The organism is Streptomyces sp. BV286 (assembly GCF_019090165.1).
Lineage (GTDB): Bacteria > Actinomycetota > Actinomycetes > Streptomycetales > Streptomycetaceae > Streptomyces.
Window position 1 is genome coordinate 53,855 of sequence record NZ_JAHRIB010000127.1, and the last position, 15,899, is coordinate 69,753.

A 15,899-nucleotide genomic window follows, 5' to 3' on the forward strand; every position below is an offset into this window, starting at 1 on the left:
CACCTCATGCCTCCGGCTAAGAAGAAGCCCGCCCCGCAAGGGGAGTTGTTCTCCGCGTCCACTCCCAAGGAGATCCAGGACATCCTCTGGAAGGCCGCCGACAAGCTGCGCGGCTCCATGGACGCCCCCCAGTACAAGGAGTTCGTCCTCGGCCTGATCTTCCTCAAGTACATCTCGGACGCCTTCGACGAGCGCCGCGAAGCGCTAGCCAAGGAGCTCGCAGACGAGGGAATCGAGGAGGAGCGCCAGGCCGAACTCCTGGAAGACAAGGACGAGTACACCGGCGAACACGTCTTCTGGGTCCCTGAAACCGCCCGATGGAGTTGGATCGCGGCGAACGCCAAGGCCAAGGGCGTCGGCCTCCTCCTTAACGAGGCCATGGACGCGATCATGCGCGAGAACCCCTCGCTCACCGGTGTCCTCCCTAAGATCTTCAACAGCGACAACGTCGATCAGAAGCGCCTCGCCGAACTCGTCGACCTGATCAGCGACGCCCGCTTCGGCGGCAGCGGCGACAAGCCCGCCCAGGATGTGCTCGGCGAGGTGTACGAGTACTTCCTCGGCAACTTCGCCCGCGCAGAGGGCAAGCGTGGCGGCGAGTTCTACACACCGCGGTCCGTCGTCCAGCTCCTGGTGGAGGTCCTGGAGCCGTACGAGGGCAGGGTGTACGACCCGGCGTGCGGCTCGGGCGGCATGTTCGTCCAGGCCGGTAAGTTCATCGAGGCGCACCGGGGCCGCGACCACAAGTCCGACATCGCGGTTTACGGCCAGGAACTCAACGAACGCACCTGGCGCCTGGCCAAGATGAACCTCGCCATCCACGGCATCGACGGCAACCTCGCCGCCCGCTGGGGCGACACCTTCGCCGAGGACAAGCACCCGGACCTCAAGGCCGATTACGTCATGGCCAACCCGCCCTTCAACATCAAGGATTGGGCGCGCAAGGAGTCCGACCCGCGCTGGAAGTACGGCGTTCCCCCGAAGAACAACGCCAACTATGCCTGGCTCCAGCACATCATCGGCAAGCTCGGTGAGAACGGCTCGGCTGGCGTAGTCCTCGCCAACGGCTCGATGAGCAGCCAGCAGAGCGGTGAGGGCGAGATCCGCAAGGCGCTGGTCGAGGCGGACCTTGTGGCGTGCATGGTGGCGCTGCCTTCGCAGTTGTTCCGGACGACACAGATTCCGGCCTGCTTGTGGTTCCTGTCGCGCAACAAGTCGCCACAGGGCGCGAAGCGCCTGGACGACCGGCGTGGGGAGATCCTCTTCATCGACGCGCGTGCGATGGGCGAGATGGCCGACCGCACGGAGCGTGTGCTGACGGAGGCCGACCTCGCGAAGATCGCAGATACATATCACGCGTGGCGAGGGACGAAGTCGGCACGCGAGGAAGGGCTTTCGTACGCGGATGAGCCCGGGTTCTGCTTCACCGCCGATCTGAAGACGGTGCGGGAGCACGGGTATGTGCTGACGCCGGGGCGGTACGTGGGCGCCGTTGAGGCGGAGGAAGAGGACGCGGGGGCGGTCGCGGAGAAGATCGCGCGGCTGACGGAGGAGCTGTACGCGCTCTTCGACAAGTCGGACGAGTTGGCGAAGGCGGTTCGGGTGCAGTTGGAGGGCATCAATGGCTAGTTGGGATTTCGTCGCCTATGAGTCTCTTGCGTCGAAGGATCGCTCTGCCTTCTCCATGGGGCCGTTCGGTTCTAAGATCACGAAGGAAAATTATGTCGAGTCCGGAGTTCCCGTAATTCGCGGCGTAAACTTGACTCGCGGCGCGTTCGTTGACGACGGTTACGTTTTTATCAACGAAGAAAAGGCAGACGAGATTGGGCCCGCAAACGTAAAGCCCGGGGATCTGATCTTCACTCACCGTGGAACCATCGGCCAGGTTTCCATGGTTACGCGAAATCCGAAGTTCCGCCGATATGTCATCGGGTCAAGCCAGGTGAAGACCAGGCTTGACGAGGAAATTGCGGTTCCGGAATTCTATCATTACTGGTTCCAGTCGAGTGAGGGGCAGCGATCGATTCTAGCTAACGCGTCGACAGTTGGTGTGCCGGGAATCGCCACTCCACTGACGTCTATCCGGAACCTCAAAGTCCCGCATCCCCCGCTTTGGGAACAGACGGCTGTGGCTGCCGTGCTCGGGGCGCTGGACGACAAAATCGCCGTCAACGAGCGCATCGCGGCTACGTATGAAGCATTGCTCCAGGTGAGGTTTGCCGAGTTGGGGATGGCTGACGAGCCTGACGGTGCGCGGGCCATTCCTCTGACGGATCTGATCGCCTTCAATCCCAAGCTGGGAAAACCCAGCGAGGAAGAGCCCGTCTATGTCGACATGGCTGCACTCCAGACAAATCGGGCAGGGATTCCTTCCTGGAGTCGACGCGTTCCGAAGTCTGGGCCGCGATTCATGAACGGCGACACCCTTCTGGCACGCATTACTCCGTGCCTGGAGAACGGTAAAACCGGCTACGTCGACTTCATGAGTGACGAGGAGATCGGGCTCGGATCCACTGAATTCATCGTGATGCGCTCCCGGCCGGGAGTCCCCAGTGAGTTGAGCTACTTCATTGCACGTGATGCGCGATTCCGGGCTCACGCCATTCGCAACATGGCTGGAACATCGGGGCGCCAGCGTGTCAGTGCGGCAGATGCTTCCAACTACCTGGTGAACGAGCCCGACCCGACTGCGCTCGGAGATTTTGGGCAGCAGGCATCGTCGGCCTTCGTGCACATGAAATCTCTGGAGGGCGAGTCCCGCACCCTCGCCACCCTCCGCGACACCCTCCTCCCTCAACTCATGTCCGGCCGACTGCGCGTCAAAGACGCCGAGAGGATCGTGGAGGGCCAGGTATGACGAACGACGGTCGCGACAACCGCGACGGCACGTACGACTCCCACACCATCGCGAACCTCCCGAGCGGCAACTACCGTCCCTTGGAAGTCGACTGGGAGCACCTCGCCCTCGACGAGCTCGTCGAGCTCGACTGGCCGAAGGCCGAGGGCAACGAACTAGCCCCCGGTTCCGGCCACCGCGCCTCCTGGGACGACCTCGTCCTCTACACCGATCTCCGTGACGCGATCGAGCGACTGAACCCCGACCTCCCCCCGGATGCCGTCCGTGACGCTCTCGCCACCGCCGCGACCCCCGCTTCGCAGGACGCATACGAGGAGAACCGGACCGCGCACGGCTTCCTGACCGCCGGCATCCGCTCCGTCACCTACACCGACTCCTTCGGCGCGGAACACAATCCCACCGTCCGCGTCATCGACCTCACCGACCCCGACGCGAACACCTACCGTGCCGTCCGCCAGGTCATCGTGATCGACGGCGAGAAGAATCGCCGCTTCGACCTCGTCCTGTACGTCAACGGCCTCCCCCTCGCCGTGATCGAACTGAAGCGCGCCGGCGACGAAAGCGCCACCCTCGAAAGCGCGCACGCGCAGATCAGCCGGTATGTGGAGGAGTTCCCGACGGCGTTCCGCTACAACGCGCTGGTGTTGCTGTCCGATGGGATAACCGCCAAGTACGGCACCCCGTTCACGCCGTACGAGCACTTCGCCCCGTGGAACACCGACGAGTTCGGCGCCCGCGTGGACCCTCTCCGAGGCGAGGGCATCGTCGACTCGGCTCAGAATCTCGCCCTGCACGGCCTGTTCACCCAGCCGCGATTCCTCGCCCTGATCGGCAGCTTCATAAACTTCGTACCGTCGAAGAAGACGAAGCGCATCGCCAAGCCGCACCAGTACTTCGCCGTCACCCGCGCCACCGACAAGGTACGGCAGGCCGCGGCCAGCGACGGCAAGGCGGGCGTGGTCTGGCACACACAGGGCTCGGGCAAGTCCGAGGAGATGGTGCTCACCAGCAACCTCGTCTCCCGCGACCCGGCCTTGCACAACCCGACCATCGTCGTCATCACCGACCGCAACGACCTCGACGATCAGCTGTACGGCACCTTCCTGGAGAGCGAGGTGCTGCCGGAGAAGCCCCAACAGGTCGTCACCCGCGCCCAGTTGCGCGAGGAGCTGGCCGCCAAGCGTACCGGCGGCATCCTCTTCACGACCCTGCAGAAGTTCGGCAAGACCAAGGCGGAGAAGGAGTCGGGCACGGATCACCCGCTGCTCTCCGACCGCCGCAACATCATCGTCATCGTCGACGAGGCCCACCGCAGCCACTACGACAAGCTCGACGGCTACGCCCGCCACCTGCGCGACGCACTTCCGCACGCGACCCTGCTCGCGTTCACCGGAACCCCGATCTCCGAGTCCGACCGCGACACGCGCGAGGTCTTCGGCGACTACATCGACGTATACGACCTGAAGCGGGCCGCCGACGACGGCGCGACCGTGAAGGTCTACCACGAGAGCCGCGTGGTGCAGCTCGTCCTCGACAGGGACGTCGACCCGACGTCTATCGACGAGGAAGCCGACCGGATCACCGACGGTCTCGATGACTCCGAGCGCTCCCGTATCGAGCAGGCCGTGGCCACCATGAACGCCATGTATGGTGCCCCGGCCCGGATACGGGATCTCACCCGGGACCTGGTCGAGCACTGGGAGGCGCGGCGCACACGGATGCAGCCCTTCGTCGGCGTCTCCGAGAGCGGCGGTGCACCGGGCAAGGCGATGATCGTCTGTGCCACCCGCGACATCTGCGTCCAGGTCTACGACCAGTTGCGCACGCTGCGGCCCGAGTGGCACAGCGACGACATCGACAAGGGCGCGATGAAGATCGTGTTCTCGTTCAACAGCCGTCAGGACAAGGACCACCTCAAGCCCCACGCCCTGCGCGACAGCCAGCGCAAGGCCGTCATCAACCGGGCCAAGGATCCCGACGACGAGTTGGAGCTGCTCATCGTCCACAGCATGCTCCTGACCGGATTTGACGCACCGCCGATCCACACCATGTACCTGGACCGGCCCCTGAAGGGCGCCAACCTGATGCAGGCCCTCGCCCGCGTCAACCGCCGCTACCGGATGAAGGAGGACGGCCTTCTCGTCGGCTACGCCCCGCTCACCGAGAACCTGCAGCGGGCCATCGCCGAGTACTCGGAGTCCGATCAGAAGGACCGTACTCTCGGCCAGGACATCGACCGGGCCCTGGAGGAACTGCGAAACGAGTACGACATCCTCGACGAGATGCTCCACGGCTGGGACTGGCGGGAGCGGCTCGCCCGGCCCACCCGGACGGCGTTCATCGACGCTGCCCTGGGCACCGCGAACTACCTGCGCAGTCCACAGACTCCGGGCAACAACCCCGAGGAACTCGACAACCCGGAGGAGACACTCGCCCGCCGCTTCCGTAACCACGCACATCGCCTTGAACGCTTCTTCGCGCTCGTCGGCTCGTCGGCGGACATCGGGGCGTGCTTCGAGGATCAGCCGTACTGGAAGCGGGACATCCAGTTCTTCGTCGAGGTCCGGGCGTACATGGCGAAGCTCGACGCCATGGAACGCGAGGCGCGGGGTCTGCCGATTTCTCGCGACGTACAGCTGTACCTCTCCCAGCTGACTTCCGCGGTCGTCGAGACGGGAGGTGTGACGGACCTCTTCGCCGAAGCCGGCCTGGAGACCGCGGACTTGACCTACCTCAACGACGCGCTCGTCGCCAAGCTGCAGGGCAGTGAGACCCCGCACCTGGCTGCGGAGGCCTTGCGCCGACTCGTCGAGCAGAAGATGCGCGAGGTCACCCGGCACAACATCGTCCGTCAGACGGCGTTCTCCGACCGCCTGCAGGAGCTGATGGTGCGTTACATGCGTCAGCAGCTCACCAGCGCCGAAATCATCGCCAAGCTGGTCGAGATGGCCAAGGAGATCGCGAACGACGCCAGGCGAGGCGAACAGTTCACGCCTGCCCTCGACAACAACGAACTCGCCTTCTACGACGCCGTGGCTGACCTCGGCAGCGCCCGCGAGCTCATGGGCGACGAGACCCTCGCGGAGATCGCTCGCGAACTCGTCGTGCAGATCCGACAGCAGCTCAAGCCGGACTGGATATCTCGTGAACCCGTCCGCGCCAAGCTCCGCACCACGATCAAGCGTCTTCTCGCCCGCCGCGGCTACCCGCCGAAGCAGGCCCCGGCAGCCATCGAGCTTGTGCTGAAGCAGATGGAACACTTCGCCAACGAGTGGTCCACGGACGGCACCGCCGCGCGCTGACCGACCGCCGGTCCAGGGCTTTTCACTCAGGACAGGAGAGGCCCTGGACCGGCTGCTACGCCTACACCTCGGAGAACGCGACCTCGCGGGCGAGCCCGCCGTAGGGCGCGAGCAGGCCAGTCGTCTTGTCCGCCCAGAACACGAGGGCTCCCGCCCGGTTCGCGAACTCCTCCGCGGGACGTGTCATGCCCCCCGTTCGCAGCACCATCAGCCGCTTTTTCGCGATGGAGGCATCCGCATATAGGTGTTTGACATCCGCGAGACCAAGCGCCTTGGGACGCGCCGTCGAGGCGATGGACAAGGTTTCCGACGTCAGGGATGCGGATTCGGCGTCGCCCTCGATGGTCACATCCGCGAAGCCCAGAGCGAGCAGTTCCCTCATCGTGACCTGCAGCGCCTGCTGTGGACTCAGCGAGTCGCTTCGGTCGCGGTCTGCCGCCATGCGCGGCCGATCTCCTTTACGCATAGGCGAGTTGACCACGTTCTCGGATGGTCCGTCCCGTACAGCGGCCTCGATGACCTGATGGAGCCTACCGAGGACCTGGTCATCCTCGGTGTAACCGGGAAGGCTCCCGGCCTGCTTGTCGAGGAGCCAGTGGAGATCGATGCGCCACTGCACATCCAGCTCCGGGTCGTACACATCCGCGAGCCAGCCGATCTCCTTCTTCCGGGAGATCCGCACCGAGTGGTGTCCGGCCTTGAACTCCAGGAAGCCTCCCTCGTGCTCTCGAAAAGGGAACGCCTCGACACCGTCCACTGTCTGCGTCGTACGGATCCGATTCCCGGACACGACGAGCCGGACGTCGAATGAACTCTCCGCCAGCGTGTCAGCCAGCCTGATGATCGACGCCTGCTCGTCCGGCTCGTCCCATCGCCACGGACTCGCCTCTACACGCTGTTCCTCGAACGCCCGGACACGCTCCCGGACTGCGTCGGCCAGCACTTCGGGGCTGGTCACGGCGTCCCATATTCGAGGCAGCCCCTCGTCGTCGGGACCGACGATCAACCAGAAGGGATAGAAGTCGTGCGGGCGGGCGAAACGCGTCAGCCACAGCCAAACCCTGCGGTCGCTAGAAAGTTGGACGGAGAGCATCGCCGGCAGCGAACTCAGCGGCGAATGCATCTCGATCCGGTCGCTCAACTCGGGATGCCGTGCGTGCAGCGCCGCCTCGGCACGTTGGTACGCGAGGAGGTGTCCCATTCCTGAAGACTCGCTGCTCCACGGATACCGTTGCAGATCCATCTGTCAATCCCCTCGCAGGGTGGAGACGATCTATGCGGCCAGTCCCTCGGCGAGGGTGGCTCGGTAGTCACGTTCGTAATCGATCGGGCTCTTGAACCCGCACACGCTGTGCAGCCGTCTGGCCTTGTAGAAGTCGGTGATCCAGGTGGCAATCTTGATGCGGCCTCGGTGCGGGTGCGGAGATGTGGCGGTGGACGTACTTGACTTTGAGGACGCTGTTTAGGTGGAAGGCTGGGGGGGTTCGGAGGGCGGCGGCACGGGGTCGACCACGAAGGTCCCCAGCCCGACCTCGCCCCGCGTCCAACCCTCTTCCCGCACATGCCGCATGGCCTTCGCCGCTGTCGCGTTCACCACGCCGAACTCCTGGGCGATTTCCAGAGTGGAGGGCACGCGGCTGCCAGGCGGGTACGTGCCCTCCTTGATCCGCCGGATGATTTCCGCCGCAATCTGCCGCCATAGCGGGCGTGTGCGATCTAGCTCCATGGGCTCAGCGTGGGTGACCATGGCATTCTGCGCATCCGTGGTTATCTGTAGTTATCCGCGGTATCTTGGGTTCCAGACACAGAACGGCCCCGATGGGAAGCGGCTACTTCCTCACCGGGGCCTGAGCCGACTGACTAGGAGTCGACCTATGCGCAGCCTACTGACTGCGATCCTGAGCCTCTTCCTGCCTTCCCGTGGCGTGCACCGTGCCACCGGAAGGCCACCGTCCCTCAACTCCACTCCGTCTACTCCCGCGCACCAGCCTGCTCCTACCGCCCGGCGAACGCGGGCGTACCTTGCAGACATCGTCCTCGCTGATGGCTTCCCCCTCGTCCGGCCCTACCTCGGCGTATGGGAACGTGAGCGGGACGAACAAGACCACAGGCGCCTCCAGCGGAACCGGCGCCGAGCGGCCGTCCTCGCGACCCTCGGGCAGGACTACATCCCGGCGGAGGTCGCATGAGCGCGAGGCGTTTTCGCAGCGTCGGTGTCGATCCAGCTACTGGCAAGGAGGCGTTTGTGGTCGCGCAGCCGGGCGGTTTCCTTGAGGAGCTGGCCGATGCTCATGCCCTCAAGGCCGCCGCCGTCCTGGCGATCGTCGTTGGTGCCGTGCTGGAGGGCGGCAAGGCGTCGGACGTCGAACTCGCCGCCTTCGTACCGTCGTTGCACGCGGCGCTCGAAGAGTGCGTCGGAATCATGGTCGCTGACAGAACGTAACGGCGTCTAGGGGTCCTGCCGCGGCGGCGGCGGGCGGGTGCGATCTCGACGGCGAAGCCCCAAGGCCTCGCGGAGCAAGGGTCGCACCCGGCATTCGCCATACCGCTACGGCGGCGACCGCACCCGTGTAGCGATGGTGAGCCATACCCACAAGTCTGTGAGTGAAGACTGCTGGGAAGTACCCCGTGCGGCACCCTTTACCCACTGACGACGGGTACGGCCTGGTCCAGTTCGTCCAACCAAAGCCGCTGTCCGCCCGAGTCAACGGTGAGACCGAACCGCTCGTGCCCCGGCTGGCCCTTGGCGTGCTAATAGGCATGCGCGGCATCCGCCATGTCCCACGGTTTGCGTGGGCCCGTCTGTTGGACACGGCCCTGTCGACGCCAGCTCAGGAGTCGTCCTTGCCCCCTAGGCGGCAGCCGATGATGCTTCCTCCCGCGTCGAGGTCCGATGCCTGGCCGGTATCGGGCAAGGAGAGGGAAAGTAGGCGCGGGAACGTGTTTATACGGGACAGAGCAGACCCGTCCAGGGCCGTGCACCGTTCGAGGTAAGGCAAGGTCGCCGACTCGAATCAGGTGACGCGCTCGAAGGTCGCCCCCGGAATCAGGTGACGCGCTCGGCGTGCAGCCCGACCCGTCTGCCGCTCATCACACTTTTATCGCAGCGCGCTGTGGCCATCGTGCGCGCACCCTTGGTGCTGGGGCCGACTGTTTCCCGAAACACCTGCCGACGTCCGCAAACGTGGATGGTCTGCTGCCGAAGACCTGTCGACCGGCGTGAACCAGGGCGCAAACAGGGGCGCGCGACCAGAGCGAGCGCCCCACGGGAGCCTCGCGCTTCTGTTATTTCAAGAGGTATTTCATACCTCGCTGTTATCACCCTGCACTGTACTTACTGTGGTCGCGGTCGGCAGTTGCAGGCAGCGGTGGGTGGACGGACCTGACCCGGGGGGAAACAGGAGGGCTGGGCAGGCCGGAATTCCCTCGCGCCCTCTGTGGCCGTCATCCATCATCACCGCTTTCTCGTCGCGCTTCCTTTGGCCGTACTTCCGTTGGGGCGGACCTCAATGCGTCGTACTCCAACGGGGTGTTCGACGGCGTTCGGTGGTGGCGCGTTTCCCGGCCTGGCCGGAAAGAACGAAACACGAGGGCGGGAATGGATCTCACCAAGCAGGAGCGCCGTGCTCGACGCCGTTGGGGCGTCATTCCGAAGTGGTTCGAACTGCTCGCCATCTGCGCGGCTACCATCGCCGCGGGGTTCTTCGGAGGCCGGGAAACGGTCGTCAGAGCCGATGATCCCAAACCGGAGGTGACGGTCACCGCGACGACGACGGTCACGGCGACGCCCGAGCCCGGCGACAGCGCGGATACGGATACTGACACGGACAACGAGCCGCGTGTGGGTGGCGATCCGGAGGAGTCCGGCGGGCCGGAGTCGCCCCCGCCCGGTTCCGTGGTCTATCTCTCGGACCGTGATGTCATCGACGGTGGCTCGGACGCCAACGCCCAGCCCGTGACCATTCGCGCGAAGCACTTCGCGAAGAGCGTCCGGCTCGGGTGCAACGGCGCCGGAGAGAGCGCCGTCTACAGCACGAGCGGCTACACCCGGCTGGAGGCGAAGGTGGGCATCCTGGCCGACTCCCACAACGCGATCGGTTCGGTTGGGTCGATCCAGGTCGCCAACGCGGCGGGCAATCCGATCGGTGAAGAGGTGGTGATCCGGTCGAGCGCGATCGAGGATCTCTCGGTCGACATCTCCGGGCAGGACCAGATCCGCATCACCTGTGTCATGACGAAGTCGGGCGACGAGTCCTCTTCCCACTTCTACAGCGGTCTGGGGAATGCCGCGTTGTCCTGAGATCGCTTCCTTGAGGCCGCTTCTTTGAGGTCGCCTTCTTGAGGCCGCTGCCTTGAGAGTGCAGTCCTGAGATCGCGGTTCCGGCATCGGCCCTTCCCGTTTCGCGCGGTGTGTGCTGTCGCATCCTCAGAGTGAGTGGAAGACCCGACTCTGAGAAGGAGGGGCCGTGCCGGACACCGACCACGAGGGCGTCACCGTCAGCCAGTTGTTGCTGGTCGAGTACACGCAGGTGAAGGACGAACAGAAGGCGCGCATCGGGTTCCGGGACAACCTGCTCTACGCCACCTTGGCGGCCATGGCCGCGGTGATCGCCGCGGCCTTGCAGGGGCCGGTGCGCGTCGGCCTCCTGCTGCTCCTGCCCCCTGTGTGTCTCGTGCTCGGCTGGACCTACCTGGTCAACGACCAGAAGATCTCGGAGATCGGCCGCTATGTGAGCACCGAACTGACTCCTCGGCTCGCGGCCGTGACACCGCTCGGGCCGCAGGTGCCCGGCGGGGCGGTGTTCCGCGGGACGGTGTTCGGCTGGGAGGTGGCGCACCGCAGCGACCGTCGCCGCCGGTCCCGCAAATGGTTCCAACTCTTCGTCGACCTGCTGACGTTCTGCGGCGCGTCGCTGGCCGCGCTGACCGTCTTCTGGGCGACGGGCCGGACCTCCGCCACGCTGCTGACCGTCTCGCTCGTCGAGTGTGCGGCGGTCGTGGCCCTGGCCACCCAGATAGCGGTGTACGCAGACCTGAGTATCGGTGCCCAGCGGCACCGGTCGGAATGAGAGCGCACATGTATCCCAGAGCCGATGTCATCGTCTTCACCGCGCTCGGCAAGGAGTACAAGGCGGTGAAGGAGCACGTGGAGGGGCCGTTCACCGAGTACGACGTCGGCGGAGCCCTGTTCGAGTTCGGGACATTCAGCGGCAAGCACGCCCAGTGGAAGGTGGTGTGCCACGAGACGGGGCCGGGGCCCACCACGGCGGCGGCGCTGGTCGAGCGGGCGGTCGCGGCCTTCCGGCCTCGGGACATCTTCTTCGTCGGTATCGCCGGCGGCCTCAAGGACGCCGCGCTCGGAGACGTGGTCGCAGCGCGGCACATCTACGACTACGAGAGCGGGAAGGATCTCGCGGATGGCTTCGCGCCGCGCATGACGACCCAGTTGTCGGCCTTCCGCCTCGTCCAGCGCGCCCAGGCGGTCGCCCGGGACGACGACTGGCGCGACCGCATCAAGTCACCGCTCGCCGACTCCGTCCCGCAGGCACACGTGAAGCCGCTGGCCGCCGGTTCCAAGGTGGTGGCCGACGAACGCTCCGCCACGGCCCGGCTGTTGCGGCAGCACTGCGGTGATGCGGTGGCCGTCGAGATGGAGGGTTACGGGTTCCTGCAGAGCGCCCACCTCAACGCGGGAACCGGCGCCCTCGTGGTGCGGGGGATCTCGGACCGGCTCTCCGACAAGGGTGACGACAACGACCGCGTCTGGCAGCCCGCTGCCTCCCGCCACGCCGCCGCGTTCACCTTCGAGTTGCTCTACAACCTCACCGTCTCTCCGTCCTCCCGGGCGGGGTTGGGTGACGGTGTCCGGCAGATGCGGCGGACCCGCCGGACCGACGGGCAGTCGACGATCGGCTTCGGCCCCGACCACACGGCCGTCGTCGTCGCGGGGGACGGCGCGGTCGAGCGGTGGGATTTGAACTCGGGGGAGGAACTGCCCGGAGTGCCTGGCGGAGCCGAACTGCGCCTGGGCCACCAGGCCATCGTGTCCCCGACCCGGCACAGTGTCGCGGTGGCCCGTCCCAGGAGCCTGGATGTCGTGAACTTCTCGGGCAGGTCGGGCGAGCATCAGTTCCGGTCGGTCCCGCTGCGCACCGACGAGTTCCTGGTCACCAGCGGGGGAGAGGTGCTCGCCACTCACGACAAGCGACGGTTGGCCGTACGCAGCTTCGACGACGGCCGCATCCTCCGGGAGGTGTTGTGCCCGGCCGGGCTCGCGGCGACCTCGATCAGCGCGAACGGTTCGGTGGTCGCCATGGCCACCACCAACCGGGTCCACATCCACCGTGAGAACGCGCCGTCGGTCGAGAAGCGGATCCGCAACTGGATGGAGGTCCTCAAGCCGGGCTGCTGGCTCGCCGTCTCACCGTCGGGCCGGTATGTCGCCTGTGCGAGCTTCCGTGAGCTGATCGTCTGGCGGACGGGCACCGACGACGTCATCCTGCACCGCGAGTTCAGCGGGCAGGAACGCTTCGACGGGTTCGGGGCCAAGGGCATGCGTCTGGTGTGCGCCGACGAGGGCCGTGTGCTGTGGCTGCGGCGCGGTCTTCTGTCGGAGGTGACCGGCAGCCGGGAGATCACGCACCTGGAACAGGCCGGTCGCTACGACGATTTCGCCGTCCATCCCGACGGCGATCTGCTGGCCGCCGTGGGCAGTACCGAGTTGGTGCGGGTGTGGCAGTGGAACGGGTAGCGCCGCGCTGACCGGGGCCTTCGCGGAGCCCGGCGCCGTGGTCATCCGGGATCCGCGGTCCCCGCTGTCCTGCGTAGCCCTTGTAGCCCTTGTGGCCCTTGTGCCCCGGGTGCCCAACCCGCCGCCCTCGCCGTGCCGATGAGGAGCGGCCAGAGGGCGGCGGCCATCGCCTCGGGCGTGCCGGGACAGTCGCGGCGCAGCCAGTCGATGACGGTGTTGAGAACCGCGCCCGCCACGAACACGGCGGCCGGATCGTGCGGGACGTCCACCGAATCCTCGGCGCCGAACGGGGTGAGGGGCACGGTCGGCCCGACAGATCCGACAGGTCCGACAGGTCCGGCCGAACGGATCGTGGCGAGCGGGGCCTCCGCGTCGGCCGGGATGCGGCGCACGAGGGCGGCGACCGCCATGCGGTGGAGCAGGTGGTTGATGACACGGGCGCTGCCGTCGTCGCCCAACAGGGCCCGGTAGAGCGGGGCGTTCTCGGCGACGTGTGCGAACAGGTCCGGCAACGGGTCGGCCACGGGAACGCCCTCGGCGTCGAGCGGCGCGAGGGGCACCGGACTGGTGGCCACCAACTCGTCGAAGACCGACGTGCACGCGGCGGCGGCCAGATCGTGCACGTCCGTGTAGTGCTCGTAGAACGTCGACCGGTTGACACGCGCGCGCTTGGTGATGTCGGAGACCGAGATCTGACTGAGGTCCCGCTCGGTGATCAGTTCCCGCAGGGCTGTCTCCAGGGCCGAGCGGGAACGGCGGGTACGGGGATCCATGGCGGACGCGGGCATGGGCCGAGCTTAGCCTTTCCGCCACTTGTCGGATAACCGACACGTGCTGGATAGTGGCCCCGGGGAGCGCCCGGCGCTGCCGGAGGAGGAGCGGCCGTGCCAACCGAGCCAAGCGTGCCACCCGTGGCATCCGCGCCATCCGCGCAACCCGTGGCATCCGCGCCATCCGTGCCGGACGGCACCGCAGTGGGCGTCGGCGTCGGCACCAGCGTCAGCGCCGACGTCAGCGTCAGCGTCAGCGACGGCGCGTCTGGCGCCGGCAGGACGGAGTCGGCCGTCGCCCCGCGCGACCGCTCCGGCGCGCGTCCACCGAGTCCCCGCAGGCCGGGCACATCATGATCGGCTGAGGCCGGATCCGGTCCCCGCCCCCGCCCCCGCCGACGGAGCCGGATCTGTCACATCGGCCGCCCCTCACGGCCCGCCTCCTCGCCCCACCGAACGGAGCAAGTCATGCCCCTCCTCGCCCGCCCGGCGGTGGCCTCCCTCGTCGCCAGAGCGATGCAGCGGGTCAACGCCCTGGTGATCGAACGGCACCTCGCGTCCTCCCTCTACAAGCGTTATCCGGAGTACCCCCGCACCACCCGCGAGCTGACCGTCCCGACCTCGGTCGCGCCGGCCCGTGCCGTGGTCTACCTGCCGGACACCGCCCCGGGCACGCCTGCGCCGGTTGTGCCGGTGCACGTCAACTTCCACGGCGGTGGCTACGTCCTGCCGCCGATCGGGCTGGACGACCCCCTGTGCCGGTTCCTCGCCGCGGAGGCCGGGGTGGCCGTGGTCAACGTGGACTACGCCGTCGCGCCCCAGCATCCGTTCCCCGCCCCGCCCCGACAGGCGTACGAGATCGTCCGCTGGGTCGCCGAACACGGCGCTGAGCACGGCTGGGACGGCACCCGGCTCACGGTGGGCGGTCAGAGCGCCGGCGGCGGTCTCGCGGCCGCGGTCGCCCGGCAGGCCCTGGACGCCAGGGGCGAGGGCGCGCCGGTCATCGCGCTCCAGGTGCTCCACTACCCGCCCCTCGACCTCGCGACCGGCGCCCGCGACAAGCGTGCCGCCATCGCCAAGCCGATGCTCCGCCCCTGGATGGCGGACGTCTTCGACTCCTCGTACGTACCGGATCCGCGTCGCCGCACCGACCCCCTGGTCTCTCCGGCCCATCCGTCGGACACGGCCGACCTCACGGGTATCGCCCCCGCCTTCGTCGTCACCGCCGGGAACGATCTCCTGCGCGCGGAGGGCGTCCGTTACGCCGAGCGGCTGCGCGGGGCCGGCGCGCTGCTCGACCACTACGACGTTCCGGGCGCCGATCACGGCTACGACCAGAAGGACGCCGAAACGGCCAGGGGCGTGTACGCCCTGATCGCCGAGCACGTACGACGGGCCACCACGCCCGACGGGACAGACGAGACAACTCCCAGGGAGAAGCGATGAGTTCCACCACAGGTCTGTCGGGCAGGTCGGTCGTCGTCACCGGGGCCGGCTCCGGCATAGGCCGCGCCGCCGCCCTGCGGTTCGCGGCGGAGGGCGCCCGCGTGGTCCTCGCCGACATCAACGGCGAGGGCGCCGAGGCGGCCGCCAGGGAGATCTCCGAGGCCGGCGGCACGGCCGTCACCGTGATCGGGGACCTCTGCGACCAGCAGGTCGTCGACCAGGTCGTGGCCACTGCCGCGGACGCCTTCGGAGGCATCGACGTACTGGTCAACAACGCGGGCGTCATGGACAGGATGTCGGCCGCGGCCGACACGACCGACGCCGAGTGGGAGCGCGTCCTGGGGATCAACCTCACCGCGCCGTTCCTGCTCAGCCGCGCCGCGCTGCCCCACCTCCTCGCGAGCGGCAACGCCGCGATCGTGTTCACCGCCTCCGAGGCGTCCCTGCGCGGCAGTGCGGCCGGTACCGCGTACACGGTCGCCAAGCACGGCATCGCCGGTCTCACCAGGTCCCTTGCCGTCATGTACCGCGACAAGGGAGTACGGACGAACGCGATCGCCCCCGGCGGCACCGTGACGAACATCCAGGTCGAGCTGGACCGGGACGCGCACGGACCGTCCGTGATCATGGGCCACCTGGGCAGCGTCGGCCGTACGGCGACCGCGGACGAGCAGGCGGCCGCCATCGTCTTCCTGGCCTCCGACGCCGCGAGCAACATCAACGGCGTCATCCTCCCGGTCGACAACGGCTGGTCCGCCGTCTGAGGCCCCGCC

12 protein-coding genes are annotated in these 15,899 nt (G+C 67.1%); 9 read left to right on the top strand and 3 right to left on the bottom strand.

Going from position 1 to position 15,899, the window contains the following annotated elements:
* Positions 1-6: 6 nt before the first annotated feature.
* The 3 genes from KUF83_RS16810 to KUF83_RS16820 are packed head-to-tail and all read left to right on the top strand — an operon-like array spanning position 7 to position 6,159.
* A complete protein-coding gene (locus KUF83_RS16810; RefSeq protein ID WP_217455498.1) occupies positions 7-1,629 on the top strand; it encodes a class I SAM-dependent DNA methyltransferase in 1,623 nt (540 codons plus the stop codon).
* Entirely contained in the window at positions 1,622-2,857 is a 1,236-nt protein-coding gene (locus KUF83_RS16815) for a restriction endonuclease subunit S (protein ID WP_217455499.1), read from the top strand. Before KUF83_RS16810 ends, KUF83_RS16815 begins: the two co-directional genes overlap by 8 nt.
* Positions 2,854-6,159, top strand: a complete 3,306-nt coding sequence (locus KUF83_RS16820; RefSeq protein ID WP_217455500.1) for a type I restriction endonuclease subunit R — start codon at positions 2,854-2,856, stop codon at positions 6,157-6,159. The genes KUF83_RS16815 and KUF83_RS16820 overlap by 4 nt, the downstream gene beginning before the upstream one ends.
* 61 nt (positions 6,160-6,220) lie before the next feature.
* Here KUF83_RS16820 and KUF83_RS16825 read toward each other — a convergent pair whose 3' ends face one another.
* The gene (locus KUF83_RS16825) at positions 6,221-7,402 is read right to left on the bottom strand and encodes a hypothetical protein (RefSeq protein ID WP_217455501.1); all 1,182 of its coding nucleotides are present in this window, start codon (positions 7,400-7,402) and stop codon (positions 6,221-6,223) included.
* A 219-nt stretch (positions 7,403-7,621) separates the two neighbouring features.
* Positions 7,622-7,885 (bottom strand): GntR family transcriptional regulator, encoded by a 264-nt coding sequence (locus KUF83_RS16830; protein WP_254643958.1) that lies wholly within the window; start codon positions 7,883-7,885, stop codon positions 7,622-7,624.
* 459 nt (positions 7,886-8,344) lie between these two features.
* Here KUF83_RS16830 and KUF83_RS16835 point away from each other — a divergent pair, with 459 nt between their 5' ends.
* The 4 genes from KUF83_RS16835 to KUF83_RS16850 all read left to right on the top strand — a co-directional run bounded on the left by KUF83_RS16835 (position 8,345) and on the right by KUF83_RS16850 (position 12,910).
* Complete coding sequence (locus KUF83_RS16835; RefSeq protein ID WP_217455503.1) at positions 8,345-8,602, top strand: hypothetical protein; 258 nt, start codon at positions 8,345-8,347, stop codon at positions 8,600-8,602.
* 1,155 nt (positions 8,603-9,757) lie between these two features.
* The gene (locus KUF83_RS16840) at positions 9,758-10,459 is read left to right on the top strand and encodes a hypothetical protein (protein WP_217455504.1); all 702 of its coding nucleotides are present in this window, start codon (positions 9,758-9,760) and stop codon (positions 10,457-10,459) included.
* Positions 10,460-10,625: 166 nt separating this feature from the next.
* Positions 10,626-11,228 carry a hypothetical protein gene (locus KUF83_RS16845; RefSeq protein ID WP_217455505.1) on the top strand — a complete coding sequence of 201 codons (603 nt, stop codon included), beginning with the start codon at positions 10,626-10,628 and terminating at the stop codon, positions 11,226-11,228.
* Positions 11,229-11,236: 8 nt separating this feature from the next.
* Entirely contained in the window at positions 11,237-12,910 is a 1,674-nt protein-coding gene (locus tag KUF83_RS16850; protein WP_217455506.1) for a 5'-methylthioadenosine/S-adenosylhomocysteine nucleosidase, read from the top strand.
* A 41-nt stretch (positions 12,911-12,951) separates the two neighbouring features.
* Here KUF83_RS16850 and KUF83_RS41965 read toward each other — a convergent pair whose 3' ends face one another.
* Positions 12,952-13,698 (bottom strand): TetR/AcrR family transcriptional regulator, encoded by a 747-nt coding sequence (locus tag KUF83_RS41965; protein ID WP_254643959.1) that lies wholly within the window; start codon positions 13,696-13,698, stop codon positions 12,952-12,954.
* 450 nt (positions 13,699-14,148) lie between these two features.
* On the opposite strand from KUF83_RS41965, the gene KUF83_RS16860 reads away from it, so the two are divergent.
* The gene (locus KUF83_RS16860) at positions 14,149-15,126 is read left to right on the top strand and encodes an alpha/beta hydrolase (RefSeq protein WP_217455507.1); all 978 of its coding nucleotides are present in this window, start codon (positions 14,149-14,151) and stop codon (positions 15,124-15,126) included.
* Positions 15,123-15,890: an SDR family NAD(P)-dependent oxidoreductase gene (locus tag KUF83_RS16865; RefSeq protein ID WP_217455508.1), complete on the top strand. Its 768-nt coding sequence runs from the start codon at positions 15,123-15,125 to the stop codon at positions 15,888-15,890. The genes KUF83_RS16860 and KUF83_RS16865 overlap by 4 nt, the downstream gene beginning before the upstream one ends.
* Positions 15,891-15,899: the final 9 nt, after the last annotated feature.

Bases quoted from the DNA above. Each gene is read 5' to 3' on its own strand.
- KUF83_RS16810 (WP_217455498.1), top strand. From the start codon at position 7: ATGCCTCCGGCTAAGAAGAAGCCCGCCCCGCAAGGGGAGTTGTTCTCC.
- KUF83_RS16815 (WP_217455499.1), top strand. From the start codon at position 1,622: ATGGCTAGTTGGGATTTCGTCGCCTATGAGTCTCTTGCGTCGAAGGAT.
- KUF83_RS16820 (WP_217455500.1), top strand. From the start codon at position 2,854: ATGACGAACGACGGTCGCGACAACCGCGACGGCACGTACGACTCCCAC.
- KUF83_RS16825 (WP_217455501.1), bottom strand. From the start codon at position 7,402: ATGGATCTGCAACGGTATCCGTGGAGCAGCGAGTCTTCAGGAATGGGA.
- KUF83_RS16830 (WP_254643958.1), bottom strand. From the start codon at position 7,885: ATGGAGCTAGATCGCACACGCCCGCTATGGCGGCAGATTGCGGCGGAA.
- KUF83_RS16835 (WP_217455503.1), top strand. From the start codon at position 8,345: ATGAGCGCGAGGCGTTTTCGCAGCGTCGGTGTCGATCCAGCTACTGGC.
- KUF83_RS16840 (WP_217455504.1), top strand. From the start codon at position 9,758: ATGGATCTCACCAAGCAGGAGCGCCGTGCTCGACGCCGTTGGGGCGTC.
- KUF83_RS16850 (WP_217455506.1), top strand. From the start codon at position 11,237: ATGTATCCCAGAGCCGATGTCATCGTCTTCACCGCGCTCGGCAAGGAG.
- KUF83_RS41965 (WP_254643959.1), bottom strand. From the start codon at position 13,698: ATGCCCGCGTCCGCCATGGATCCCCGTACCCGCCGTTCCCGCTCGGCC.
- KUF83_RS16860 (WP_217455507.1), top strand. From the start codon at position 14,149: ATGCCCCTCCTCGCCCGCCCGGCGGTGGCCTCCCTCGTCGCCAGAGCG.
- KUF83_RS16865 (WP_217455508.1), top strand. From the start codon at position 15,123: ATGAGTTCCACCACAGGTCTGTCGGGCAGGTCGGTCGTCGTCACCGGG.